The sequence below is a fragment of the Arthrobacter sp. YAF17 genome, from assembly GCF_052113365.1.
Taxonomy (GTDB): Bacteria; Actinomycetota; Actinomycetes; order Actinomycetales; family Micrococcaceae; genus Arthrobacter.
In genome coordinates, this window is the sequence record NZ_JBFRDB010000010.1 from 13,164 (window position 1) to 37,378 (window position 24,215).

The 24,215-nt window shown below is 68.5% G+C and carries 20 protein-coding genes and 1 tRNA gene; 14 read left to right on the forward strand and 7 right to left on the reverse strand.

Annotated features, from left to right (window positions below; translation table 11 throughout):
- Positions 1–59 precede the first annotated feature (59 nt).
- A complete protein-coding gene (locus AB4Y67_RS09990; RefSeq protein ID WP_441405621.1) occupies positions 60–458 on the reverse strand; it encodes a 6-pyruvoyl trahydropterin synthase family protein in 399 nt (132 codons plus the stop codon).
- 4 nt (positions 459–462) lie between these two features.
- A complete protein-coding gene (locus AB4Y67_RS09995; RefSeq protein WP_441405622.1) occupies positions 463–1,473 on the reverse strand; it encodes a dehydrogenase in 1,011 nt (336 codons plus the stop codon).
- 127 nt (positions 1,474–1,600) lie between these two features.
- On the opposite strand from AB4Y67_RS09995, the gene AB4Y67_RS10000 reads away from it, so the two are divergent.
- The 4 genes from AB4Y67_RS10000 to AB4Y67_RS10015 all read left to right on the forward strand — a co-directional run bounded on the left by AB4Y67_RS10000 (position 1,601) and on the right by AB4Y67_RS10015 (position 5,588).
- Positions 1,601–1,690 (forward strand) — tRNA-Ser (locus AB4Y67_RS10000).
- Positions 1,691–2,050: 360 nt separating this feature from the next.
- Positions 2,051–2,293 (forward strand): antitoxin VbhA family protein, encoded by a 243-nt coding sequence (locus tag AB4Y67_RS10005; protein ID WP_441405623.1) that lies wholly within the window; start codon positions 2,051–2,053, stop codon positions 2,291–2,293.
- A 470-nt stretch (positions 2,294–2,763) separates the two neighbouring features.
- Positions 2,764–3,012, forward strand: coding sequence for a hypothetical protein (locus AB4Y67_RS10010; protein WP_441405624.1), 249 nt, complete (start codon positions 2,764–2,766; stop codon positions 3,010–3,012).
- 332 nt (positions 3,013–3,344) lie between these two features.
- A complete protein-coding gene (locus AB4Y67_RS10015) occupies positions 3,345–5,588 on the forward strand; it encodes a phytase (RefSeq protein WP_441405625.1) in 2,244 nt (747 codons plus the stop codon).
- A 210-nt stretch (positions 5,589–5,798) separates the two neighbouring features.
- On the opposite strand, the gene AB4Y67_RS10020 is transcribed toward AB4Y67_RS10015, so the two are convergent.
- A complete protein-coding gene (locus tag AB4Y67_RS10020; protein ID WP_441405626.1) occupies positions 5,799–6,002 on the reverse strand; it encodes a hypothetical protein in 204 nt (67 codons plus the stop codon).
- 93 nt (positions 6,003–6,095) lie between these two features.
- On the opposite strand from AB4Y67_RS10020, the gene AB4Y67_RS10025 reads away from it, so the two are divergent.
- The 7 genes from AB4Y67_RS10025 to AB4Y67_RS10055 all read left to right on the forward strand — a co-directional run bounded on the left by AB4Y67_RS10025 (position 6,096) and on the right by AB4Y67_RS10055 (position 18,293).
- Positions 6,096–6,914 carry a pyruvate, water dikinase regulatory protein gene (locus AB4Y67_RS10025; RefSeq protein ID WP_441405627.1) on the forward strand — a complete coding sequence of 273 codons (819 nt, stop codon included), beginning with the start codon at positions 6,096–6,098 and terminating at the stop codon, positions 6,912–6,914.
- A gap of 152 nt (positions 6,915–7,066) precedes the next feature.
- A complete protein-coding gene (gene ppsA, locus AB4Y67_RS10030) occupies positions 7,067–9,460 on the forward strand; it encodes a phosphoenolpyruvate synthase (protein WP_441405628.1) in 2,394 nt (797 codons plus the stop codon).
- Between the two features lie 515 nt (positions 9,461–9,975).
- Positions 9,976–10,617: a hypothetical protein gene (locus AB4Y67_RS10035; protein ID WP_441405629.1), complete on the forward strand. Its 642-nt coding sequence runs from the start codon at positions 9,976–9,978 to the stop codon at positions 10,615–10,617.
- A gap of 135 nt (positions 10,618–10,752) precedes the next feature.
- Positions 10,753–11,523 (forward strand): YcnI family copper-binding membrane protein, encoded by a 771-nt coding sequence (locus tag AB4Y67_RS10040; protein ID WP_441405630.1) that lies wholly within the window; start codon positions 10,753–10,755, stop codon positions 11,521–11,523.
- 101 nt (positions 11,524–11,624) lie between these two features.
- Positions 11,625–12,263 carry a DUF4232 domain-containing protein gene (locus AB4Y67_RS10045; protein ID WP_441405631.1) on the forward strand — a complete coding sequence of 213 codons (639 nt, stop codon included), beginning with the start codon at positions 11,625–11,627 and terminating at the stop codon, positions 12,261–12,263.
- A gap of 77 nt (positions 12,264–12,340) precedes the next feature.
- Positions 12,341–17,437 (forward strand): Lhr family ATP-dependent helicase, encoded by a 5,097-nt coding sequence (locus tag AB4Y67_RS10050; RefSeq protein WP_441405632.1) that lies wholly within the window; start codon positions 12,341–12,343, stop codon positions 17,435–17,437.
- Positions 17,430–18,293 (forward strand): DNA-formamidopyrimidine glycosylase family protein, encoded by an 864-nt coding sequence (locus AB4Y67_RS10055; protein WP_441405633.1) that lies wholly within the window; start codon positions 17,430–17,432, stop codon positions 18,291–18,293. The genes AB4Y67_RS10050 and AB4Y67_RS10055 overlap by 8 nt, the downstream gene beginning before the upstream one ends.
- A gap of 11 nt (positions 18,294–18,304) precedes the next feature.
- Here AB4Y67_RS10055 and yczE read toward each other — a convergent pair whose 3' ends face one another.
- The gene (gene yczE / locus AB4Y67_RS10060) at positions 18,305–18,937 is read right to left on the reverse strand and encodes a membrane protein YczE (RefSeq protein ID WP_441405634.1); all 633 of its coding nucleotides are present in this window, start codon (positions 18,935–18,937) and stop codon (positions 18,305–18,307) included.
- Positions 18,938–18,998: 61 nt separating this feature from the next.
- On the opposite strand from yczE, the gene yczR reads away from it, so the two are divergent.
- Positions 18,999–20,507: a MocR-like transcription factor YczR gene (gene yczR / locus AB4Y67_RS10065; RefSeq protein WP_441405635.1), complete on the forward strand. Its 1,509-nt coding sequence runs from the start codon at positions 18,999–19,001 to the stop codon at positions 20,505–20,507.
- 182 nt (positions 20,508–20,689) lie between these two features.
- Here the strand turns inward: yczR and AB4Y67_RS10070 are convergent, their stop codons facing one another.
- A complete protein-coding gene (locus AB4Y67_RS10070) occupies positions 20,690–21,382 on the reverse strand; it encodes an SRPBCC family protein (protein WP_441405636.1) in 693 nt (230 codons plus the stop codon).
- Positions 21,375–22,016 (reverse strand): helix-turn-helix domain-containing protein, encoded by a 642-nt coding sequence (locus AB4Y67_RS10075; protein ID WP_441405637.1) that lies wholly within the window; start codon positions 22,014–22,016, stop codon positions 21,375–21,377. The genes AB4Y67_RS10070 and AB4Y67_RS10075 overlap by 8 nt, the downstream gene beginning before the upstream one ends.
- 134 nt (positions 22,017–22,150) lie before the next feature.
- On the opposite strand from AB4Y67_RS10075, the gene AB4Y67_RS10080 reads away from it, so the two are divergent.
- Together AB4Y67_RS10080 and AB4Y67_RS10085 are read left to right on the forward strand one after the other, a co-directional pair.
- Positions 22,151–23,137, forward strand: coding sequence for an RluA family pseudouridine synthase (locus tag AB4Y67_RS10080; RefSeq protein WP_441405702.1), 987 nt, complete (start codon positions 22,151–22,153; stop codon positions 23,135–23,137).
- A 90-nt stretch (positions 23,138–23,227) separates the two neighbouring features.
- Positions 23,228–23,854: a DedA family protein gene (locus tag AB4Y67_RS10085; RefSeq protein WP_441405638.1), complete on the forward strand. Its 627-nt coding sequence runs from the start codon at positions 23,228–23,230 to the stop codon at positions 23,852–23,854.
- A gap of 20 nt (positions 23,855–23,874) precedes the next feature.
- Here AB4Y67_RS10085 and AB4Y67_RS10090 read toward each other — a convergent pair whose 3' ends face one another.
- Positions 23,875–24,180, reverse strand: a complete 306-nt coding sequence (locus tag AB4Y67_RS10090) for a hypothetical protein (RefSeq protein WP_224048488.1) — start codon at positions 24,178–24,180, stop codon at positions 23,875–23,877.
- Positions 24,181–24,215 lie beyond the last annotated feature (35 nt).

Genomic DNA, 24,215 nt, shown 5'->3' on the forward strand with positions numbered 1-24,215 from the left:
GGCTGCCCGGCGGCACCGTGTTTATTACTGGCAGCCCGTTACTTGCCGGCACCGAGGTCCTAGCTGGCCTCGAAGTCGAGCGAGTAGCTGGCCCAGGCGTCGGGGGTTTCGCGGAGGGTGACGTCCAGCCCGGCCAGTTCCCTGCCGTCGGCCCCGCGGCGGATCTTCGCCGCCACGGCATAGGCGACGTACTGGGCCAGGGCCTCGGTGGTGCTGAGCCTGCCCGCGAAGTCCGGGTGCTCGTCGAGGTTCTTGAAGTTCAGGCCCTCGAGGATCGAGTCCAGCACTTCGCCGGCCTCGCCGATGTCCAGGACGATCGAGTCGTCGTTGAGGGCCCGACGGCGGAACGTCACCTCCGTGACGAAGGTGGCGCCGTGCATGCCCTGGGCGGGTCCGAATGCCGGGCGCGGGAGGCTGTGGGCGATCATGAAGTTGCGGCGGACGGTCAGGCTGAACACGGATTTACCTCGTGGCTTCTGTGGTGGCGGGGTATTCGATGACATGGCAGAGCGCGTCCAGCGTGCCGTCGGAAAGCTGCTGGACGACGTCGGGCAGCTCGTCGAGCGCGGAGGAGCCGGTGAGGAACACGTCGAACCCGGGATCGCGCAGCAGCGAGACGGCGAGCTGGAGCCGGTCGGCGTTGGTGCGGCGGTGGCGGCGTGCGCGGGCCACGACGCCGACCTGGCTGGCGCGGATGGAGAGCCTGCGGGCGTGGAAGTCCTCCCCCAGCGGCACGGTGACTTTGCGGTCGGCGTACCAGGACATTTCGATGACGTCTCCGTCGTCGCCCGCGAGCTGCAGGGCGCGTTCGAGGCCTTCCTGCGAGGCGGAGCAGTGGATCACGATGTCGCAGTCCGGCAGGGCGTCGTCGGGGAGACTGAAGTCGACGTCGAGCGTTTCGGCGAACGCCCGCTTGGCCGGGTCGACGTCGACCAGCTGCAGCCGTCCGAGCGGGAAACCGCCCAGGAGCTTGGCCACCATGCCCCCGACGAGGCCGGCGCCGATCACGGCGACGCGGTCGCCGAGGCGGGGCCCGGCCTCCCAGATCCCGTTGATGGCGGTCTCGACCGTGCCGGTGAGCACGGCGCGGCGGGCGGGGACGTCCTCCGGAACCTCGGTGAGGGACTCCACCGGCACGACGTAGCGGTCCTGGTGCGGGTACAGGCAGAAGACAGTCTTGCCCAGCCATTCAGCCGGGCCGTCCTCGACGACGCCGACGGAGAGGTAGCCGAACTTCACCGGGGCTGGGAAGGAGCCTTCCTGGTTCGGGGCGGCCATTTCCTCTGCCACGCATTCCGGCACGCGCGCGTTGTGGACCACCAGTTCGGTGCCTTTGCTGATGCCCGAGAACAGGGTGCGGACCAGGGCTTCGCCGGGGCCGGGAGCGGGCAGGTCCTCGCGCCGGAGCTCCCCCATCTCCGGGCCGACGGTCCAGTAAGCGGTCGCTGTGGTGTGCTGTTCAGAAGTACTCATCTTGCTTATGAATCTAGTGCCGTGGCACGGCGCGGGGAAGTGTCATGGGCACCGGGCGTGCCGCCGGCGCGTCAGGCAGGGCTCCGTTTTGTGGATCAGCGCCCGGCTCCGGTAACCTATTCAGGTTGGTGACGTGTCCGAGCGGCCGAAGGTGCAACACTCGAAATGTTGTTTGGTGTAAAAGCCAACGTGGGTTCAAATCCCACCGTCACCGCCAAAGAAAACCCCCGGGAAACCGGGGGTTTTCTGCATTCTCAGGAGCTGCGTGGTGCATTTTTGGTGCATTTTTCGGGGATCGCCTCCGGACCGGGGATGCCTATGCACGCGCTCGAGCCCCGCGCCGGAGCTGGCGGACGCCCGCGGCCGCCGACCAGGAGCGCCCGGGCCAGAACCCAAGTCTTCAGAGTTCTATCAAGTTCTAGCTGGTTCTACGGATTTTCATAGAACCAGCTAGAACTTGGTAGGACTTCCCGAAACACTCTTCGGTTCGTTCCCAGCAAGAAACTCCGGAGCCACTGAGAAGGCACCCAGGCCAGGCTCAGTAGATAAACTTGGAGCACCAGAGAGGCAGGTCGCCATGAGTGAAAGCAGCAACCGCAGAACGCCGAAAGTGGTGGCCGCCGAACAAGTTGACCGCGTCCTGACCCCTGAGCAGAAACGGGAACTCACCATCGACACGATGGCCAGCTGGGCCCTGGACGGCTTGCACCCCACCCGCGAGACAGTCGAGAACATCAACGCGTTCCTGGCCAGCGGGCTCACGGCGAGTGAATTCATCCAAAAGTTGAAAGAGAAGTGGCCCCCGGCGGAGGGTGCCTAGTAGTTCACCGATCCCATCGTCGCTCGGTTCGGCGCGCAAGGAACGCACGGGCTGTGGCCAGGACGGCGTCGTCACAGGCATCACCGTCAGCAGCTCAGGGCTCACCATCCACGGGAAGCGGATGCTCGAGTGAGCAGCAACAGTTGCGTCGGTGCCCGTTGTGGCAACGACAATTTGAGCCGCCAGTTCCGTCAGCCGGCTTGCTCGTGCGCCGAGCCACCCTTGACTTCAAGGCCACAACATAACGGTCATGTTGTGGATCGACTGCGCACTCTCGCCCGAACAAGCGGCCAGCAGTCTGGTCGGTGTTTGCGCGACGACCCGCGGCATCGGAACCGGCGCCGACAGGGTTTGCCGACGGGTGCCGCGAGGATGGGCTCGCCTCCCGCGAGTCTAACGCCGCCTCATATCCCTACTAGGTTCGAAGAACCCCCCTTGTGCAATGGCGGATGTCATGCCAAAGTGCGCCCATGATTGAATCCGATGCTGCGGTCGCGCGCACACTCAGCACAATTCCAGTGCGGGCGTCCCGCCGGATGACCGCCACCGAGTATCACGTGCGCGTGGCCGAAGTCCTCAACTTTTTTGACATCGAAGCAGTGGGGGACGAAACGGGAATTCGTTACGGAGGCGAGGGCGTTGAGCTGGAAGATCAGCCCCTGGAAGCGGTCGTCCGCATACTCGTTGGGAAGCGATTCGGCATCCCGGAAGCAACGTAGTAGCCCAACTGAAGGGGTCCTTCGGATCCAGTGTCGCGCTCCTGGGTCTGGTCCAGACGTAGGGGTGGCATCGGTTGTTCCAGCCGCCACACCTGTGGAGCCGGCCTTGGCCGGCTCGGTTTCTGGCCTAGCCTCCAAGGTATTCCCAAGGTCGCAGGATTAGAAGTTTAACTCCGCGGGGTGACCGTAGATCCATCCGTCACCAGTTGCGTGTCAGTGCACTCATCCGCCTGCAGATCTCCCATCTTCATGCGTGGTTTCCCGGGACTTTTCTCCCAGATGACAGAGAGGTCATCATGCGCATAGTCGCCAGAATCCTCACACCTTTGATATTGGCTGGACTACTCGTGGGGCTCGCCGCTCCGGTCGCGAGTGCGGCCGTGGTGCAGGTCAGCGCAACGGTCGAAACAGCCCCGATACACGGATCAGGGGATGCCGCGGACGACCCGGCCATCTGGATCCATCCCACGGACCCGTCGAAGAGCACCATCATTGGCACGGACAAAAGCACAGATGGGCGCGGTCTTGTTGTCTACGACCTGTCAGGACGGGAGTTGTTCTACTACCCCGACGGACGGATGAACAACGTTGATGTCCGCTACAACTTCCCCCTCGGCAGCAGCCGCGTCGGCTTGGTCGGCGCCTCGAACCGGGCACGGAGCCTTGACTTCTACAAGGTCAACGAGTCGGATCGTTCGCTGACGAAGGTCGGCAGCTTCGCGCCCACCGCCAACATTGCCACGCCCCGCGGGTTCTCCTTCTACCACTCCCCGGACACCGGAAAATACTTCGCCTATGTTACCGATATCGGCAAGGTTGAGCAGTGGGAACTCGATGGCTCCACCGGATCAGTTACGGGACGGCTCGTGCGCAGCTGGACGGTGAGCGGTCCCGCCCACACCGAGGGCCTGGTGGCCGATGATGAGATGAAGCGGCTCTACATCGCGCAGGAGGACATCGGCGGGATCTGGCGTTACGGCGCCGAGCCGGGGGACTCGACCGCCGGGACGAGAGTTGCCAGCACCACTGAGAATGGCGGCGACATCGTCCAGGACATCAAGGGCATCAGCATCTACTACGGCAGCGGGGGCGCCGGTTACCTGCTGGCCGCGAGCCAGGGCTCGAACCGATTCCACGCCTACGCCCGCGACGACAACCGACCGCTGGGAGCCTTCGCAATCCCGGCCGGGAACGGGATCGATGCCGTCACCGGCATGGACGGGGTAGACGTCACGAACTTCGGCGTCGGCGGGCCCTTCCCCCAGGGCTTCTTTGTAACGCAGGACACCGCCAACGACGGCGGGCAGCGCCAGAACTTCAAGGCGGTGCCGTGGCAGTCCATCGCTGCCGCCTACACGCCGGCCCTTCTCGTCGATGCGGCCTACGACCCGCGCAAAATCGGGGCCGGGACCCCCACTCCCCAACCGCCGGACACGACGATCACGAGCAAGCCTGCCAACCCGACGAGCTCCACATCGGCTCAGTTCAGCTTCACCTCGACATCAACCAGCGCGACCTTCACCTGCTCGCTCGACTCGGCAGCATTCGCCAACTGCATCAGTCCGGTGTCGTCCACAGGACTGTCCAGTGGCGCCCATACCTTCCAGGTTCGTGCCGGTGACCAGAACGGCGCTGACCCGACTCCCGCCAGCTATACGTGGACCGTGGCCACGACGCCTCCGGCAGGGGACACTACTCCCCCGGAGACGACGATCACGTCGGGACCACCTGCGACATCGACGTCGACCAGCGCCTCCTTCGCCTTGACCTCAAGTGAAGCCAATTCGACGTTCCAGTGCAGCCTGGACGGTGGGCCGCGCGTCGCGTGCACCTCGCCCCAGACCTACACCGGGTTGTCGACCGGGTCCCACACATTCGGTGTCTGGGCCACCGACGCAGCCGGCAACACCGATGCGACAGCAGCGACGCAGACGTGGAGCGTCAGCCCCAGCGGCCCAGGCGGCGGCAGCGGCATCGTCCGCGAGTCGGTAAGCCAAGCCACGAACACCGCAGCGGGCACCACGCTCACGATCCCCAAGCCCGCCAACGTCGCCCAGGGAGACCTCCTCGTCAGCTGTCTCTCCCTGAACGGCGGCAGCATCGCCACGACAGGGGCCCCGGCCGGGTGGACACGGCTGGCCGCCGTGACCACCATCGCGAACCCGAAAGTCTACGGCTACTACAAGGTGGCCACTGCGTCCGAGTCGGCGAGCTATTCCTGGACCACGACTTCGACGACAAGCGGAGGGGGTATCGCGAGGTATTCCGGCGCCGCAGGGCTTGACACCGCCGCCACGTCCGCGTCCGGCGCGGCAACATCCTCGGGGACCGTCCCAGCAGTGACGAGCACGACCGCGAAAGCGATGCTCGTCGGATGCATGAGCGTCAACTCCGGCTCGGCCAGCCTCACTCCCCCGGCCGGCATGGCCCAGGCAGTCGAGGCCGGCGCACGCCGTTTCGAGGTTGCCGACGGCATTCAGGTGAACGCGGGACCCAGCGGGGCGAAGACGTGGACCTCCAGCGCCGCCCGCGAGTGGGCCGGCTGGCTGGTTGCACTTCGACCGAAGACGCCGTAACGCCCCTCGCACCGGCACTCAGCATCAGGAATTCCGGCAAGCTGGCTCCATCGTTTTGAGACCATGGAGCCAGCCTTTGCAGAATCCGGCTCGATCGGAACACCGAAATGGTCTCTCCCCAGAAAGATGCCCAGGCCAGATCCCATCGTCAGGCTAGACGGCTTAGCTTCGACGGGCAATGGGCACCCATTTGAAGTTTTAAAAACTTCGTCAGCCGGCCGGGGTCACCACGTCCTCTAAAACGGAGCGGTCGAAGAAGCGGACCTCGCCGGTTTCCTGGAAATACACGGGCACCACGGAAGTGCTGGGGTCCTTCGAGGTTTCGTAGATTTCGGACGGGGTCCCGTGCTTGCGGGCAATGGTTCCGACCAAGTCCGTGCCGCGAACCTTGACGATTCGAAATTTGTAGCTCATTGGGCTCCCTTAGTGACGTGAGACACACCATACTCCTCGCTCCCCAGAGCGTCATGGAACTACCCGAGGCCCCCACTGGTGCACAATGCGTTTATGACCAATGACGCTCTCCGCCCGGTCTACTTCCTTTCGGACAGCACGGGCATCACCGCAGAAACGCTCGGCAACACCCTGCTGACGCAGTTCCCCGAGAACGAGTTCGACCGCATCACGATCCCCTTCATCACCACCGTCGACCAGGCCCGGTCCGTCGTCAAAGTGATCGACCACCGTGCCGCCACCGGCCTGCAGCCGATCGTCTTCTCCACCGCCGTCGGCAGCGAAATCCGCCAGACCCTGGGCACCTGCAACGGGATCATTGTGGACCTCATCGGGACCCACGTCGGGCAGTTGGAGCGGGCCCTGGGGACCGCGTCCAGCGGGGAACCGGGCCGGGCCCACGGACTGGGCAACGCGGCCCGCTACCAGTCCCGGATGGCCGCCGTCGAATACGCCATGGAGCACGACGACGGCCAGAGCCTGCGCGCGCTCGAAAAGGCCCAGGTCATCCTGGTGGCCCCGTCCCGGTGCGGCAAAACACCCACCACCATGTACCTGGCGCTGCAGCACGGCATCTTTGCCGCGAACTTCCCGCTGGTGGACGAGGACTTTGACCGGGAAGGACTCCCCAAGCCGCTGCGGCCGTTCATTTCAAAGTGTTTCGGCCTCACCACCAATCCCCTGCGCCTCAGCCAGGTCCGCACCGAACGCCGCCGCGGCTCGCCCTACGCATCACTGCGCCAGTGCGGCTTCGAGCTGCGCAGCGCCGAGCGGCTCTACGTGTCTCACGGAATTCCCTACCTTAATTCGGCCAGCGTCTCGGTTGAGGAAATGGCAGCCACTATCCTGCAAAAGATGAATCTCAAGCACTAAGGGCAGGGGCTTCACAAGTGTTGCGTGGACCACATCAGGTGGAAACACCGGCGGAGACCTGTCAATGTTGACAGCGATTGCGCCCATCAACCGGCGACCGCCCCGGGCGGGCGGCGATACCGCRTGCCATCATCTGCAAAGGAGCAGTAACCATGACGACAGACATCCTGTGGTTCTCAGAACTCGGCCTCAAGGACCTGGAGCGGGTGGGCGGCAAGAACGCCTCCCTCGGCGAGATGGTGCAGAACCTGACGTCGGCCGGCGTCCAGGTCCCGGACGGCTTCGCCACCACCGCCGACGCCTACCGCAGCTTCCTGGCGGACTCGGGACTGGACCAGAAAATCGCCGACAGGCTGGTGGGCCTGGACACCGATGACGTGACGGCACTGGCGGCAGCCGGCCAGGAAATCCGCAAGCTCATGCGCGAGACGCCGTTCCTGCCGGACTTCGAAGCGCAGATCCGCGCCTCGTACCAGACGCTGGTGGAGAAGCACGGAGGTTCCGAGGACCTCTCCTGGGCAGTCCGCTCCAGCGCGACGGCGGAAGACCTCCCCGACGCTTCCTTCGCCGGCCAGCAGGAAACTTTCCTGAACGTCCGCGGCATCGAGAACATCCTGCAGGCCATCAAGGATGTCTTCGCGTCCCTTTACAACGACCGGGCCATCGCCTACCGGGTGCACCACAAGTTCGAGCATGCCGAAGTGGCGCTCTCGGCGGGCGTCCAGCGCATGGTCCGTTCCGACGTCGGCGCCTCCGGCGTCATGTTCACCATGGACACCGAATCCGGGTTCAAGGACGCCGTCTTCGTCACCTCCTCTTACGGCCTGGGCGAGGCCGTCGTCCAGGGCGCCGTCAACCCGGATGAGTTCTACGTCTACAAGCCCGCCCTGGAGGCGGGCCGCCCGGCCATCCTCAAGCGCGGGCTGGGCGAGAAGGCTCTCCAGATGACCTACACCAGCAACCGCGAGGTCGGCCACACCATTGACTTCGTTCCCGTCGAGGCTTCCCTGCGGAACCGCTTCAGCCTTAACGACGACGACGTCGAGCAGCTCGCCCGCCACGCCGTCGCCATCGAGAACCACTACGGGCGCCCGATGGACATCGAATGGGGCAAGGACGGGATCGACGGCGGCCTGTACATTCTGCAGGCACGCCCGGAAACCGTGCAGTCCCGCCGGACCTCCGGCAGCCTGAGCCGTTTCCGCCTGAACGAGACGGGCCGTGTGCTGGTCGAGGGCCGCGCCATCGGTCAGCGCATCGGCGCCGGAAGCGTCCGCATCCTCACCGCGATTGACCAGATGGCCGCCTTCAAGACCGGCGATGTCCTCGTCGCGGACATGACCGACCCGGACTGGGAACCGATCATGAAGCGCGCCTCCGCGATCGTGACCAACCGCGGCGGACGCACCTGCCACGCGGCGATCATCGCCCGCGAACTGGGGATTCCCGCCGTCGTCGGCACCGGGGACGCCACGGATGTCCTCTCCGACGGACTCGACGTGACCGTGTCCTGCGCCGACGGCGAGACCGGCGTCATCTACGAAGGCCTGCTGGACTTCGTTGTCGAAGAAACCGAGATCACCCAGCTGCCCGAGGCCCCGGTCAAGGTCATGATGAACGTGGGCACGCCCGAGCAGGCGTTCACATTCGCGCAGCTGCCCAACCACGGCGTGGGCCTGGCCCGGCTGGAATTCATCATCAACCGCCAGATCGGCATCCACCCCAAAGCGCTGCTGAACATGGACGACCAGCCCGCGGACGTCCTGGCGGAAATCCGGGAACGGATCGCCGCCTACGACAGCCCGCGCGACTACTACATCAAGCGCCTGGCCGAGGGCGTGGCGACCATCGCCGCGGCGTTCGCGCCGGAGCCGGTGATTGTCCGGATGTCCGACTTCAAGTCCAACGAGTACGCCAACCTCCTCGGCGGGCCGGCCTACGAGCCGCACGAAGAGAACCCAATGATCGGCTTCCGCGGCGCTTCCCGGTACCTCGAGCCGTCCTTCCGGGACTGCTTCGACCTGGAGTGCGAGGCACTTTCCTTCGTCCGCAACGAGATGGGCCTGACCAACGTCAAGCTGATGATCCCGTTCGTGCGCACCGTGGACGAGGCCAGCGGCGTCATCGACCTGCTCGCCGAGAACGGCCTGCGCCGCGGCGAAAACGGGCTCGAGGTCATCATGATGTGCGAACTTCCGTCCAACGCGCTGCTGGCCGACGAGTTCCTGGACTACTTCGACGGCTTCTCCATCGGTTCGAACGACATGACCCAGCTGACCCTGGGCCTGGACCGCGACTCCGCGATCGTCGCGGCAAGCTTCGATGAGCGGAACCTTGCCGTCAAGAAGCTCCTGAGCATGGCCATCAAGGCCTGCAAGGCGCGCGGCAAGTACGTGGGCATCTGCGGCCAGGGGCCGAGCGACCACCCGGACTTCGCCGAGTGGCTGGTCGAGGAAGGCATCGACTCCGTCTCGCTGAACCCCGACACCGTGGTGGACACCTGGCTCCTGCTGTCCGGCGCTGCTGCCGCCGCCCCGGTGAACTGAATCGTCGACTGACAGTCAGCCGACACCGTGAACTGAGTTCACGTCGATAGGGATACCCCGGTCCTCGGACCGGGGTATCTCTGTTTGACGGCCACCGTGGCCCAGGCATTCGTTGGACACCTGCATGGGTTGGACGCCTGCACAAGGCGGAGTTGTTGCAGCCGTCAGTTGTTCCATTGAGGAGCCGCCGCCCCACAGGGTTAGCTGAATCCCATCAGCGTTCCGCACCATGACGATCAGGACACATCGTGACTTTGCAGCAGGACCGGGCCGACGGCGCCCCCGGACTTTTGACCGCCCGACGAGTCGGCACCCCGGTTGAGGAGCTGCCCGTCGATGACCTGTGCACGGAGGACTGCCATTTTTGTTGGGGCCCCGAAACAGACTGATCCCGTCCGGGCAGCCGGCCTCCCCGCCGCAGGTTTTTCCCAGCCCGGCCGGTAGAATCGTGGGACAGCCCGCAGGCAATACCGCCCGCGGGAGCAACCATTGGCCGCCGGGGAAGGGAGTGTTCCGTGCGCACAGCCGCCAGAGCCCCGTTCCACGCCCTGCGTTCGGCCATGGTGGCACTCACGGTCCTGTCCCTGGCCGCCGGAGCGCACACGCTGGCCGGTGGCCGGCTCCCCTCCCCCGGCATCCTGCTGGCCCTGTTGGCCCTGACCGCACTGGCTTCCACCACCGCCACCCGGCTGAAGCTCAACTTTCCTGCCATGGCCGGACTGCTGGGCGCCGGGCAACTGGTGCTGCACAAGGCGTTCACCGCCTTCAGCGTCCCGGCGCCTGGAACCTCGTCAGAACCGGCAGGCCACGCAGCGCCGCACCACCTCGGACCGGTTCCCCTGCCTGTCAGTGGTGACGGCCAGTTCGCGGCGTCCGTGCCGGACTCACAATTCGCCCTCCTTTCGCTGCTGATGCTCGCCGGCCACGCACTGGCAACGCTCCTCTGCGCTGTTCTCCTCGCCAGGGGCGAGGCGGCCCTGTGGTCCCTCGCGGCCTGGCTCCGCCCGCTGCTCGGGCTCCCGGTCCCCGTAGCGCCCGCAGCCGTGCCGGCGCCGCCGGCGGTCGTCGGCTGGCCGGCGGAGTCCGCGCCGCTGCCCTGGCGGAACCTCCGGCGCGATTGCCGCCGCGGGCCGCCCGCCGCCGTCGTATTTTCCTGACCTGAACCCGGCCGCGGCCGCGCCCGCTGGAAAACACCCGGCCCCTAATAGCGGGTCCGGATCGCGAGCATCGCCGCCACGCCTCCCCATTTTTTGCGTTGCCCCCGGGCAACGCACGCCTGAAAGGCAACCCCTGTGAAGACTTCCTCCCTGCGCCGTACCCTCACTGCCACTGCTGTAGCCGGCGGAACCGCTGCCCTGATGCTCGCCGGTATTTCGGGCGCCTCGGCGCACGTCGGCGTCACTCCGGATAAGACCACCGCGAACTCCTACGCCCTGCTGACCTTCGGAATCCCGCACGGCTGCGAGGAGTCCGGCACCACGAAGGTGACCATCACCCTGCCCGCCGAACTCAACGATGCGCAGCCTACGGTCAACCCGAACTGGACAGCCGAGAAGGTCACGGAACAGCTGGCCGAACCGAAGAAGCTCGCGGACGGCACCTCCATCACCAAGCGGACCAGCCAGATCGTCTACACCGCCAAGGCACCGCTGGATCCTTCCCTCCGCGATGCCCTGGTGCTCTCCGTCAAGCTGCCCGATGTTGCGGGGAAGACCCTGTACTTCCCGACGCTGCAGAACTGTGAGGTCGGCCAGACCGACTGGTCCCAGCTCCCCGCCGAGGGGCAGGATCCGCACTCACTCAAGGCACCGGCACCGTCGGTGACGGTCACGGCTGCCGCTGCGGCTGACGGGCACGCGGCCCATGCCGCCAGCACGTCGGACACCAACCCGGAGACCGTCCAGGCCGCGGCTGTGAATGACGACGGCGCCCAGGCCCGGAGCTGGGCCGGGCTGGTGGCCGGCGTGGGCGGACTCGGCCTCGGCGGCCTCGCCCTGGTCCGCAGCCGGAGCAACAAGCCGGTTCCGGCCGGGGCCTCGGCACCCGGCTCCCCCAAGGAGTAATTGACCTCGATTGATGCCCGGAAATCACAATCCGGGCATCAATCGGGCGCGGCCGTCGTGGCATCGTTGACTCAAGCCACGTCGGGCACGAAGGTGGTGCCATGACGGCTCAGCGAATCACCAACAGACTGGCATTTACGACGGCGGCAGCCGCGGCAGTGCTTTTCCTCGCCGGCTGCGGCGCTGGCACCCCGCAGTCCCAAGCGTCCAGCACTCCAGCGGCATCGCCCACCAGTTCCGAGAGCCAGCCCGCCTCCTCCGGCGCGGCCGCCGCCGATTCCGGCGCCTCGACTCCCACGCCGGCGGTGCCAGCACCCGCCGGACCTGCGCTCTGCAAGGCCGCAGGGCTGACGGCCACCACCGATTCCACCGGCGGAGGCGCGGCCGGCAGCGTCTACATGCAGTTGCTCCTGACGAACACCGGCTCCGAACCCTGCCTGCTGTTTGGCTTTGCCGGCGTCTCCCTCACCGCCGGGCCCGACGGGGACCCGATCGGCGCCGCAGCGGCCCGGGACACCACCCCTCCCACCGAGGTTCTGCTCGAACCGGGCCAGGCCGGCGCCGCCACCCTGCGCTACACCCAGGCCCGCAACTACCCGGACTGCACGGTCGTTGCGGCGGCCGGCTTCCGCGTTTACCCGCCTGAGGACACCGCCTCGCTGTTCGTCGCGCAGCCCCGGGACGCCTGCAGCAACGCCGGCATCAACCTGCTCACGGTCGGCGCTTTCCAGGCCCAGTAGGTTTTCTTCCGCCGAGGTGAGGCTGCCCGGGCTGCGGCCCGCCATTTCCTGTCGTTGCCTTAGGGCATGATGGAGGAATGCAGGGGCAGGAGCACGCCGGAGGCACACTCGCGGCAGACGCCATGGACCGGTTCAGCCGGCCGACCCGGGACTGGTTCCTGGGTGCCTTCACTGAGCCCACCCCGGCCCAGAACGGCGCCTGGAACGCGATCTCCTCCGGCGCGCACGCTCTCGTGGTCGCCCCGACCGGTTCCGGAAAGACCCTAGCGGCCTTCCTCTGGGCGCTCGACCGGCTGCTCTCCTCTGCCCCCGCCGAGCCCGAGTCGCTGCCCGGACTGGACACCACGAAAGGAATCCGGCGGAAGGCGCCCAAACGCAAAACCCGTGTCCTCTACATTTCGCCGCTTAAGGCGCTCGGCGTCGACGTCGAACGCAACCTCCGCGCCCCGCTGATCGGGATCACCCAGACCGCCAAACGCCTCGGCCTGCCCGCGCCGCTGATCACGGTGGGCGTACGCTCCGGCGACACCCCGGCGTCGGACCGCCGCTCCCTGCTGAGCAACCCGCCGGACATCCTGATCACCACCCCCGAATCACTGTTCCTTATGCTGACATCCAAGGCACGGGAGACGCTGAGCGAGGTGGACACCATTATCGTCGACGAGGTCCACGCCGTCGCCGGCACCAAGCGCGGCGCGCATCTGGCCGTGTCGCTGGAACGCCTCGACGCCCTGCTGCCCAAGCCGGCCCAGCGGATCGGGCTCTCCGCCACCGTGGAGCCCAAGGAGCTGGTGGCACAGTTCCTCGCCGGCTCCGCACCGGTGGAGATCGTGGCCCCGCCGTCGAAGAAGAATTGGGACCTGACGGTCTCGGTCCCGGTGGAGGACATGTCCGATCTGCAGGGTGCGGCCGGCGCGTTCGACTCCGGCCCGGCCTCGGGGCTGCAGCCGCAAGCGTCGATCTGGCCGCACGTGGAGGAGCAGATCGTGGACCTGGTGCTGGCCAACCAGTCCACCATTGTGTTCGCCAATTCCCGCCGTCTCGCCGAACGGCTGACCGCCCGGCTCAACGAGATCTACGCCGAGCGCCAACTCATGGCCGCCGGCAGCGGCTGGGACGATTTTGGTGCCGGGGCGCCGGACTTCGAAGCCGTCCCGGCGGGGGCGCGTCCCGGCGGCGCCGCAGGGGCGCCCGGGCAAGCAGCCCCGACGTCGACGGCGACCCCGGCCCACATGATGGCGCAGGCCGGCAGCACCACCGGCGCGGATCCTGTCCTGGCGCGCGCCCACCACGGCTCGGTCTCCAAGGACCAGCGGGCGCTGATCGAGGACGACCTGAAATCCGGCCGGCTGCGCTGCGTCGTGGCCACATCCTCCCTGGAACTCGGCATCGACATGGGCGCCGTGGACCTCGTGGTGCAGGTGGAATCCCCGCCGTCCGTGGCCAGCGGGCTGCAGCGGGTGGGCCGCGCCGGCCACCAGGTCGGGGAGGTCTCCCAGGGCGTACTGTTCCCCAAGCACCGCGCGGATCTGGTGCACACCACCATCACGGTGGAACGGATGCTCGCCGGCAAGATCGAACGGCTCTTCGTTCCCGCGAACCCGCTGGACATCCTGGCCCAGCAGACCGTCGCGGCCACGGCGCTGGGTTCCATCGATGTGGAGGACTGGTTCGCCACCGTGCGGCGGTCGGCGCCGTTCGCGTCGCTCCCCCGCTCCGCCTTCGAAGCAACGCTGGACCTGCTCGCCGGCCGGTACCCGTCAGACGAATTCGCGGAACTGCGGCCCCGCATCATCTGGGACCGGAACGCCGGGACCATCGAGGGACGCCCCGGCGCGCAGCGGCTGGCCGTCACCTCTGGCGGCACCATCCCGGACCGCGGGCTCTTCGGCGTCTACATCATTGGCACCGAGGTCGAAGGGACCGGTTCCTCCGGAGCCGGGGGCTCCGCCGGCGACGGCAGGGCCGCCAGCCCGGCCGCAGCCGCGGCCAAGGGCGGCCGCAGGGTCGGCGAACTCGACGAGGAAATGGTCTACGAATCCCGGGTGGGTGACGTCTTCGCCCTGGGTGCCACCAGCTGGAAGATCGAGGACATCACCCACGACCGGGTCCTGGTCTCCCCCGCGTTCGGCCAGCCCGGGAAGCTCCCGTTTTGGAAGGGCGACTCCCTCGGCCGTCCGGTTGACCTGGGCCGTGCCCTGGGCGCGTTCGTGCGCGAACTGTCGGCGTCCGACGTCGGGCCCGCCACCGAACGCTGCAAGGCCAGCGGCCTCGACGATTTCGCCGCCAACAACCTGATCCAGTACCTCGGCGAGCAGAAGCTGGCCACCGAGGTGGTCCCCAGCGACACCACCTTGGTGGTGGAGCGCTTCCACGACGAGCTCGGCGACTGGCGGGTGGTGCTGCACAGCCCGTTCGGCATGCCGGTGCACGCGCCGTGGGCCCTCGCCGTCGGGCAGCGGCTCCACCAGCGCTACGGCATGGACGGCTCCGCGATGGCCGCCGACGACGGCATCGTGCTGCGGGTGCCCATGATGGAGGACGAGCCGCCCGGCGCCGAGCTGTTCCTCTTCGACCCGGAGGAACTCGAGCAGATCGTGACGGCGGAGGTCGGCGGCAGCGCCCTCTTCGCCTCCCGCTTCCGCGAGTGCGCCGCCCGCGCCCTGCTCCTGCCCCGGCAGAACCCCGGCAAACGGCAGCCGTTGTGGCAGCAGCGCCAGCGTTCTGCCCAGCTGCTGGATGTTGCCCGGAAGTACCCCACGTTCCCGATCGTCCTGGAGACGGTCCGCGAGTGCCTGCAGGACGTGTACGACCTTCCGGCGCTGAAGGACATCGCGGCGTCGATCGAGCGCCGCGAGCTGCGGATCGTGCAGACCACCACGCAGCAGCCCTCACCGTTCGCCAAGTCCCTGCTGTTCGGGTACGTCGCGCAGTTCCTCTACGAGGGCGATTCCCCGCTGGCCGAGCGCCGGGCCGCGGCGCTGGCGCTGGATTCGACCCTGCTCAATGAGCTCCTCGGCCGGGTGGAGCTGCGCGAGCTGCTCGATGCCAAGGTCATTGACGCGACCGAGCGGGAGCTGCAGCGTCTCGCGCCGGACCGGAAGGTCCGCGGGCTCGAAGGTGTCGCGGACCTGCTCCGGCTGCTGGGCCCGCTGACCCCGGAGGAAGTCGCCGCGCGGCTCGAACCGGCGGTTGAGGCTGCGCTGGCCGCCGGGCCTGCTCCGGAAACTGAGCCTGGCGTTGACGCCGGGCCTGCCGAGGCTCAGGAAATCCGGGCTCCGGAGGCCGAGGCCCCTGTCGCCGATGCCGCCGCGCACCTCGTGGCGCTCCAGCGCGCCAACCGCGCCATCAAGGTCAACGTCGGCGGCGCCGAGCGCTACGCCGCAGTTGAGGACGCCGCCCGCCTGCGCGACGCCCTCGGCGTCCCGCTGCCGATGGGTGTGCCGCTGGCCTTCATCGAGCCGGTCGCTGATCCGTTGGGCGACCTCGTCTCGCGCTACGCCCGCACCCACGGGCCCTTCACGTCCGCCGAGGCGGCCGCCCGGCTGGGACTCGGCGTCGCCGTCGTCGGCACCGCGCTGAAGCGGCTCGCCGCGGACGGTCGCGTGGTGGAAGGCGAGTTCCGTCCGCACGCCGCGCCCCCGCCCGCGCCGGTGCCCGATGCCGGGGCCGACGACGGCGATGCGGACTCCGCGACGCAGCCCGCCCCCGCGGCGGCGCCGCTGGCGAGCGTCAGCGAATGGTGTGACGCGGAAGTCCTGCGCAAGCTCCGCCGCCGCTCGCTGGCGGCGCTGCGGGCCGAGGTCGAGCCCGTGGACGCCGCTGCGTACGGACGTTTCCTGCCGGCCTGGCAAAACGTCCGTGTCCCGGGCAAGCGCGGGCAGTCGGCGCTGCGCGGACTGGACGGGATCATCACCGCCGTCGACCAGCTCTCCGGCGTGCCCATTCCGGCCTCCGCCTGGGAACCGCTGATCCTCGCCGGCCGGGTATCGGACTACCAGCCCGCCATGCTCGATGAACTCATGGCGGCCGGCGAAGTGCTCTGGTCCGGCGCGGGCGCACTCCCCGGCAACGACGGCTGGGTCAGCCTGCATCTGGCCGATTCCGCCGAGCTCACGCTGAACCCGGCCATCGACTTCGAACCGGGCGACGCGCAGCAGCGGCTGCTGGACCACCTGCGCAACAACGGCGGCGGCTACTTCTTCCGGCAGCTGACCGAGGTCGCCGGGGGCATGGACGCGGTGCTCAGCGACCAGGACGTCGTCTCCGCGCTTTGGGACCTCGCCTGGGCGGGGCGGATCACCGGCGACACCTTCGCCCCGGTCCGGGCGATGATTGCCGGCGGCCACACGGCGCACCGGCAGGTTGCCCGCGCGCCGCGGGCCCGGGCTCCCCGGATGAGCCGGCTGGGACGCGCCCACGGGACCGGATTGCTCGGGTCCCCCGGGCTGACCGGAGGGCGGTACGGTTCCGTGACCGGCACGGCACCCACTCCCCCGCTGGCCGCGGGCCGCTGGTCCGCCCTGCCCGCGCCCGAGCTGGATGCCACCATCCACGCCCGGGCCACCGCGGAACTCCTGCTGGACCGGTACGGCGTGGTCACCCGCGGCTCGGTCATGGCCGAGAACATCCTGGGCGGATTCGGCCTCATGTACAAGGTCCTGGCCCGGCTGGAGGAAGCCGGCCGGTGCCGCCGCGGCTACTTCATCGAGCACCTTGGGGCGGCCCAGTTCGCCGTGCCTGCCACCGTGGACCGGCTGCGCTCCTACGCCGAGGACACCCAGCTGCACAGGCCCGAGCCGGCGGCCCTGGCCCTGGCCGCGACGGACCCCGCCAACCCCTACGGCGCCGCCCTGCCCTGGCCTGCGCTTAACGTCGAGGCGGGAACCGGCCACCGTCCCGGCCGGAAGGCGGGCGCCCTGGTGGTGCTGGTCGACGGCGCCCTGGTCCTCTACGTGGAGCGCGGCGGCAAGACCCTGCTGGCGTTCAGCGAGGACACGTCGGTCCTGGCCGCGGCCGGCGCGGCCCTGGTGGGTGTGGTCACCCGGGGCGCGGTGGACAAGCTGATCATGGAAAAGGTCAACGGCCACGGCATCCTGGACACACCCGTCGCCGCCGCCCTGGCCCATGCCGGCGCCTACTCCACCCCGAAGGGGCTGAGGATCCGTGCCTGAGGGCGATTCGGTCTTCCGCGCGGCCGCCCAGCTGCATGCCGCGCTGGCGGGCCAGCAGCTGATCTCGTCCGATTTCCGCGTGCCGCGGTTCGCCACCCTCAAACTGGGCGGCTGGACCGTGACCGAGGTGGTCCCGCGCGGCAAACACCTGCTGATGCGGGTCGAGGGCCCGGTACGGGAACGTGGTGGCAGCCCGGCGGAACCGGACCGGCTGACGATCCATTCCCACCTCAAGATGGAGGGAACCTGGCAGGTGTACCCTCCGGGTGGCCGCTGGCGGAAGCCGGGCTTCACCGCCCGGTGCGTGCTGCGCACCGCCGCGGCAGACGCCGTCGGATTCTCGCTCGGCATCCTGGAAGTGGTCCGCACCTCCGAGGAAGACTCCATCGTCGGCCACCTTGGCCCGGATCTGCTCGGCCCGGACTGGGACGTGGCCGAGGCGGAGCGGCGGATCCGCGCCGCACCGGACGTCCCGATCGGCGTCGCGCTGCTGGACCAGCGGAACCTCGCGGGGATCGGCAACATCTACCGCTGCGAAGCCTGTTTCCTCTCCGGGGTGCACCCGGCGGCGCCCGTCTCGGCTGTGCCGGACGTGGCGGCGATGATCACCGATGCCAAGCTCCTGTTGGAGGCCAACCTGGGGCCAGGCCGCCGGACCACGGTCCTGAACCCGCGCGGCGTTGCCGTGGGGCGGAGCTCCGGGCTGCCCGGCTACTGGGTCTACCGGCGCGAACACCAGCCCTGCCTGAAGTGCCGGACCCCGGTGCGGCGCGGGGTCCTCGCCAAGGGCACCGGTACGGAGGAACGGGACATCTACTATTGCCCTGCGTGCCAGCCGGCGCCGGGCACCGGCTAGCTAAATGCTGTTCAGGGTGTTGCGACGGCGGGATCTGTTGCCGCTGCCGGGAGCGTGGAGTCCTTCAGCTCCGGCACGGTGAACCGCGGCAGCAGGAGCTGCACCAGCGGGCCGATCGCCAGGGCGTACAGCACCGTCCCGATGCCCACGGATCCGCCAAGAAGCCAGCCTGCCGCGAGCACCACGATCTCAATGCCCGTGCGGGACGTCCGCACGGACCAGCCCGTGCGCCGCGCGAGTCCGGTCATGAGACCGTCCCGTGCCCCGGGTCCCAGCCGGGCGCCGATGTAGCAGGCGGAGGCGATCCCGTTGAGCAGGATGGCGCCCGCGAGCATCCCGGCCTGCCCGCCGAGGTGGGAAAACTCGGGAATCAGGGCCAGTCCGACGTCGGCGAAGACGCCCACCAGTACGGCGTTGCACAGGGTGCCGATGCCCGGCCGCTGCCGCAGCGGAATCCACAGGAGCAGCACGAGGAAGCTGACGATCACCACCACCGTGCCAATGCTCAGCCCTGTCTTGACCGCGAGACCCTGGTGGAAGACGTCCCAAGGATCCAGTCCGAGGCCGGCGCGGATGAACATGGCCAGGGAGATGCCGTACATGGCGAGGCCGATAAGGAGCTGGGAGAGTCTGCGGGTCATCATGGATCCCATCCTGCCGGACAACTGGCCTTGCATTCCATAGCCAGTTTGAAATACTGGCTCTATGTCCGGATCCCTGAATTCCAGTTCCTTGGCCCGATTGCTCGGCGAGTGGAACTTCGGCGCGGCACCCGCCTACCGGGAGCTCGCCGACGTCGTCCGCCTCCTGGTCCTGGACGGCCGCGTGCCCCTCGACGTCGCGCTGCCCAGCGAACGTGCCCTCGCCGCGACCCTCGGCATCAGCCGGACCACGGTCACGGCGGCGTACTCATTGCTGCGCGAGCAGGGCTTCCTCAGCAGCGGCCAAGGCAGCCGCGGCCGGACCTGCATCCCGCAGGCCAGTCCACGTGGCACCGGCAATGGCGGGGCGAACCTCAGCGGCGCCCCGGGCCTGGCCGTTCCGGACGGAATCCTCGACCTCGCCTATGCCTCGCTGCCGGCCAGCGGCGAGGTGGTGCACCGGGCGTTCGCCTCCGCCCTGACCGAGCTGCCCGCGCTGCTGCCCGGGTTCGGCTACGACGCCCTGGGCGTGAACCCGTTGCGGGAAGCCATCGCCAGCCACTACGCGGCGGCCGGCGTGCCCACCACGGCGGAGCAGATTCTGGTGACTTCCGGCGCGCAGCACGCGCTGAACGTCGTGCTCCGCACCCTGGCCGGCCGGGCCGACAAGGTCCTTGTGGAGCATCCCAGCTACCCGAACGCGATCGACGCCATCCGGGCCGCGGGCTGCCGGCTGGTGCCGGTGGCCATGCCGGCCGCCCATGCCCCCGCCCCGTCCGCAGCGCCTTCCGGCGGCCGCCCGGGCTGGGATCTGGCGGCGATTGAGACCGCGTTGACGCAGCAGCGGCCCGCCATGGCCTACGTGGTCCCGGACTTCCACAATCCCACCGGGCGGCTGATGTCAGATGCCCAGCGCCGCCGGCTGGTCCGCGCCGCCGCGGCAGCGGGGACAGTTCTCGTCGTCGACGAGACACTCCGGGAGCTGAACCTCGACGGCGCCGCCTCAACGCCGGTGGCCGCCTTCAGCCCCGCCGTGGTCTCCATCGGCTCCCTCAGCAAGTCGCACTGGGCAGGATTGCGGACCGGCTGGATCCGGGCCGATGAATCCCTGATCCAGCGGTTCGCCGCCGCCCGCACCACCATGGACCTCGGCGGCCCGGTGGTGGAACAGCTCGCTGCGGCCCACCTCGTCAACGCGCTCTCCGAACCCCTTCCGGCCCGGCTGGCCACCTTGCGGGACAACCGTGACACCCTGCTGGAGCTCATCGCCGGACACCTGCCGGACTGGCAGAGCGAACGGCCCGACGGCGGCCTGTCGGTTTGGTGCCGCCTGCCCGCCCCCATCAGCACCGCGCTGGCCGTGGTGGCCCCGGACTACGGCATCCGGCTCGCGGCCGGGCCCCGCTTCGGCACAGGCGGCGCCTTCGAGCACTTTCTCCGCGTGCCGTTCACCCTGCCCCCGGAGCAGCTGGAAACCGCCGTGCTGGCGCTGCGTGCTGCCCAGGACAAGCTGGCGACTTCCCCGCAGCTACGACGGAACGTCCCTGCCCCGCCGGACGCGGCCATCGCCTGAGCCTGCACCGGCCTTCCGGCGCTACCCGGGAAGGGGCGTGGCGACGCGGCTCCTCGCCCACGATGCGCGACGTTTCTGACGCTGCGATATTCCAGCGTCGCCGGGGATTCCGCGCATCGGCGGGTTTCTGGAATGTCGCCAGGGGTTCCGGGCCGCCGCGCTGGCCGCGAGATGCCAACCGGCTAGGCATAGACCTTCTCGAGGAAGCCGCCCCAGGCCTTCGCCGTGGTTTCGGAATCCCCGCTGCCGCTGAAGTCGTGGACCGTCATGCCGACCGTGGCGCCGAAGGCATTGCGGCCGAAGAACCGGTACAGAGTGTCCGCGGTGCGCAGGCCAAGGAAGTTCTCGTTGGCGAAGTCCACCTCACCTGAGAGCTTCCCGACGCCGTCGAGCTCCAGCTCCACGGCACGGCCGGCCGCCGCCCCCTCAACGCCCAGGGCCTTCTTGAGCCGGACAAAGCCGTCCGGGGCCGCCGAGGCCGAAGGTGCCTGGACGTCGGTGAAGACCACCGGCCTGCCGTCGAAGTACTGCAGGTACTGGCCGAGGGTGTGCAGGTAGAACTCCGTGTGCTTGCTGGCGCCGTCGTACTGCTGGTCCCAGTCCTCGGCGAAGATGCCGCTGTGGACGTAGTGCAGCCGGGCGCGGCCGCCGTCGAGCGGTTCCAGGACGTGCTCCAACTGGTTGAACCAGCCGTCCGGGCCGTCCATCCGGGACACCAAATGGGCCGGGTACTCTTCCACCGTGCGCACGGCCGGCCACCCGTCCGTGGGGAACATCCACGCCGGCGTGCCGGCGGTGACAGCTTCCCAGACCCGCTCGGGGGTGCCGGGCAGTTCCGTGTCCACGATGATTTCGAAGTTCCGTTTGTCAGTCATTGTCCTGCTCCTTAGCTGATGGGTTCTTGGGTGATGTCTTGAGCGAAGGGTGAAGCGCGACGACGAGGCGGTGCTTGCGCCCCGCGGCACCGCCCGCCCCCTGGGCCGCCGGTCCGCCGTCGTGATACTTGTCCACGAGCCTGGTCACGGCGACGCCGAGTTCCTCGGCGAAGGCGGCCCGGTCCGCGGCCGTGCGGAAGGTGATCTCGCCGTCGATGGCGAAGGTGGCCAGCGGCTGCTTTGCTGCGGCGGCTCCGGCGATCAGCCGGCCCGTCTCCTGGACCATGCGGCTGGCCAGGGCCAGCAGCCAGAAGGCCGAAAAGCGGTCCGAGAACCGGTGCGGGTCCGGGGCCACCGACGCCAGCGCCGCAGGGGAAATGAGGTAGGAGGCTGCGCTCGCCCGGAGGATGCGTTCCGTGACGTTGCCCCTCCGGCGCTCCTCCACCAGTTCCACCAGCCCGTGCCGTTCCAGGGCCTTGAGGTGGTAGTTCACCTTCTGCCGCGGCAGGCCGACCCTGGCGGCGAGCTGCGTGGCCGAGCCAGGCTCGGCTAGTTCCATCAGCATGCGGGTCCGGATCGGATCCAGGGACGCCTCCGCCGCGGCCGGGTCTTCGATCACTTCGATGTCCAACATGCCACCATTCTGGCCACCGACAGTTTTATTCGTCAAGAACTTTTTTATCGTCGGTGGGAGCCTGTCTGCACCGAGGTCGCCGCTGGGCCCACCCACGCGGGCGCAACCGGGCGGCAAAGTAGAATGGACCGGTGATGCAATCCCCCCTGCCCGTGCGCGACGGCGTCAACGCGACCCGCCTCCGCCTCCCGGACGAGGGGCCATGGGACACTGCCATGGACTACATGATGCACCGCTGGGGCCACATCGACCCGCAGGGCATCGAGGACCGCTTTGACGCCGGCGAGATCGTTGGGGAGGCCGGCATCCCGCTCGACCGCGCCACCCCGCTGCGGAACCACACCTTTATCTGGTACTACCGCACTCTGCCGCCGGAGGAACGGATCCCGGTCGAGCTGGCCATCCTGCACCAGGACGACCACCTCCTCGTCGTGGACAAGCCGCACTTCCTCCCCACCACGCCCGGTGGCACCTACATCCAGGAGTCCGCACTGGTCCGGCTCCGGAACCAGCTGAACCTCCCGGACCTCATTCCCATGCACCGGCTGGACCGCATGACCGCCGGAATCCTGCTGCTCTCCACGAATCCCGAAACGCGGGGCAAGTACCAGGTGCTCTTCGAGAAGCGTCAGGTCCAGAAGGAGTACGAGTGCGTGTCCGCCGCGGAGCCCGCGCCCGGGCACGCCGCCGTCGACTTCCCCGCAGTGGTCCGGAACCGGATGACCAAGTCCCGCAGCTACCTGCTGGCCGAGGTGATCGACGGCGAACCCAACGCCGAGACCCGGATCGAACGGCTGCGGATCTTCGACGGCGCTGCCCCGGCCACCCCCGGCGCCGATACCCCCAACAACGCGTCCGACGGCGGCGCCACGCGCCGTGCGCTGTACCGGCTGGAGCCGCACTCGGGCAAGACGCATCAGCTCCGGGTGCACATGGCATCGCTGGGACTGGGGATCGTCAACGACGCCTTCTACCCGGAGCTGCTGGACAAGGCGCCGGACGATTACTCGAAGCCGCTCCAGCTCCTGGCCCGCGGGATCCGGTTCGTGGACCCCATCACCGGCAACCCGGTGGAGTACCGCAGCGGGCTGGAGCTCACCGAGGCCCGCCAAGCCACATGATGAGGCCCGCAGCCGGCCCTCCCATAAAGCCGCACAAGCCCGCACCCGTCATGGACCGGCGTCCGGCCGGAAGTGCGGTACCTTGTGCCCATGGACTTCGGCAACGCTGACAGCTGGGGGGACGCGATCTATTTCTGGATCATCCCGGTGGTCATGGGCGATGCCATTTTCCCGCCGCTTCCGTCCGAAATGGTGGTCATCACCGGGGGCGCCCTGTCCGCCGTCGGCCGCGCCAATGTGTTCCTGGTGGTGCTCCTCGCCGCGGTGGCGTCCTGGTTCGGCGACATCCTGGTGTTCCAGCTCTTCAAACGGCGCCTGAGCCATGTGCTGGACCGCTGGCGGTGGGGCCGGGCCTTCCACCAGTCCGTGCACACGGCGATCGGGAAGGCCGGTCGGTCCACCACCTACGGGGCCATCATCGGCGTCCGGTTCATCCCCGGCGGGCGCCTGGCGACCACTGCCGCCGCCGGCATCGCCAACGTTTCCACCCGCGGCTTCAGCCTCTGCGCAGCACTCGGCGGCCTCCTCTGGGCCATCTGGTCCGTCGGCCTCGGCTATGCCACCGGCGCCGCCACCGGACTGCCGTTCTGGGCGAGCTCACTGATCGGGGTCGGCGTCGGGATGCTGGTCGGCGCCGTCGTGGGGGTGATTGTCACGCGCAAGCGCGGCAACCGTTCCCCGGTGGTGGACGGGCCCGAGGAGGAACTGGACTTCTGAGCCCGACGCCCGGCCCCTGCCTACACGGGCGCCCAGCGGCCGCGGTTGCGGCGGAGCACCATGAGGTTTCCGGTCACCGCAACGCGCTCGACGGCGTCGCGCATCATCGCTGCCGACTCCAGCGCCTGGCTGTTCTCGCCGCTGTAGGAGGTGGGCTCGACCAGGAAGCGCAGGTTCAGCTGAGGAACGCCCCCGGCCAGGTCGAGCTGGTTCGCTTCAACGTGGTGCCGCGTCTCCAGCGCTTCGACTGCCGCAGCCATCACGGCCTCCGGCGGGTTGCCCGGCTTGAGCCCGGTGATCTTCAGTCTGGTCTGGAACGACGGCATGCCCCAACCCTATCGGGACCGCACGGCGGACCCCC

Bases quoted from the DNA above. Each gene is read 5' to 3' on its own strand.
- yczE (WP_441405634.1), bottom strand. From the start codon at position 18,937: ATGATGACCCGCAGACTCTCCCAGCTCCTTATCGGCCTCGCCATGTAC.
- AB4Y67_RS09995 (WP_441405622.1), bottom strand. From the start codon at position 1,473: ATGAGTACTTCTGAACAGCACACCACAGCGACCGCTTACTGGACCGTC.
- AB4Y67_RS10045 (WP_441405631.1), top strand. From the start codon at position 11,625: ATGACGGCTCAGCGAATCACCAACAGACTGGCATTTACGACGGCGGCA.
- AB4Y67_RS10005 (WP_441405623.1), top strand. From the start codon at position 2,051: ATGAGTGAAAGCAGCAACCGCAGAACGCCGAAAGTGGTGGCCGCCGAA.
- AB4Y67_RS10080 (WP_441405702.1), top strand. From the start codon at position 22,151: ATGCAATCCCCCCTGCCCGTGCGCGACGGCGTCAACGCGACCCGCCTC.
- ppsA (WP_441405628.1), top strand. From the start codon at position 7,067: ATGACGACAGACATCCTGTGGTTCTCAGAACTCGGCCTCAAGGACCTG.
- AB4Y67_RS10025 (WP_441405627.1), top strand. From the start codon at position 6,096: ATGACCAATGACGCTCTCCGCCCGGTCTACTTCCTTTCGGACAGCACG.
- AB4Y67_RS10075 (WP_441405637.1), bottom strand. From the start codon at position 22,016: ATGTTGGACATCGAAGTGATCGAAGACCCGGCCGCGGCGGAGGCGTCC.
- AB4Y67_RS10085 (WP_441405638.1), top strand. From the start codon at position 23,228: ATGGACTTCGGCAACGCTGACAGCTGGGGGGACGCGATCTATTTCTGG.
- AB4Y67_RS10010 (WP_441405624.1), top strand. From the start codon at position 2,764: ATGATTGAATCCGATGCTGCGGTCGCGCGCACACTCAGCACAATTCCA.
- AB4Y67_RS10050 (WP_441405632.1), top strand. From the start codon at position 12,341: ATGCAGGGGCAGGAGCACGCCGGAGGCACACTCGCGGCAGACGCCATG.
- yczR (WP_441405635.1), top strand. From the start codon at position 18,999: ATGTCCGGATCCCTGAATTCCAGTTCCTTGGCCCGATTGCTCGGCGAG.
- AB4Y67_RS10090 (WP_224048488.1), bottom strand. From the start codon at position 24,180: ATGCCGTCGTTCCAGACCAGACTGAAGATCACCGGGCTCAAGCCGGGC.
- AB4Y67_RS10070 (WP_441405636.1), bottom strand. From the start codon at position 21,382: ATGACTGACAAACGGAACTTCGAAATCATCGTGGACACGGAACTGCCC.
- AB4Y67_RS10020 (WP_441405626.1), bottom strand. From the start codon at position 6,002: ATGAGCTACAAATTTCGAATCGTCAAGGTTCGCGGCACGGACTTGGTC.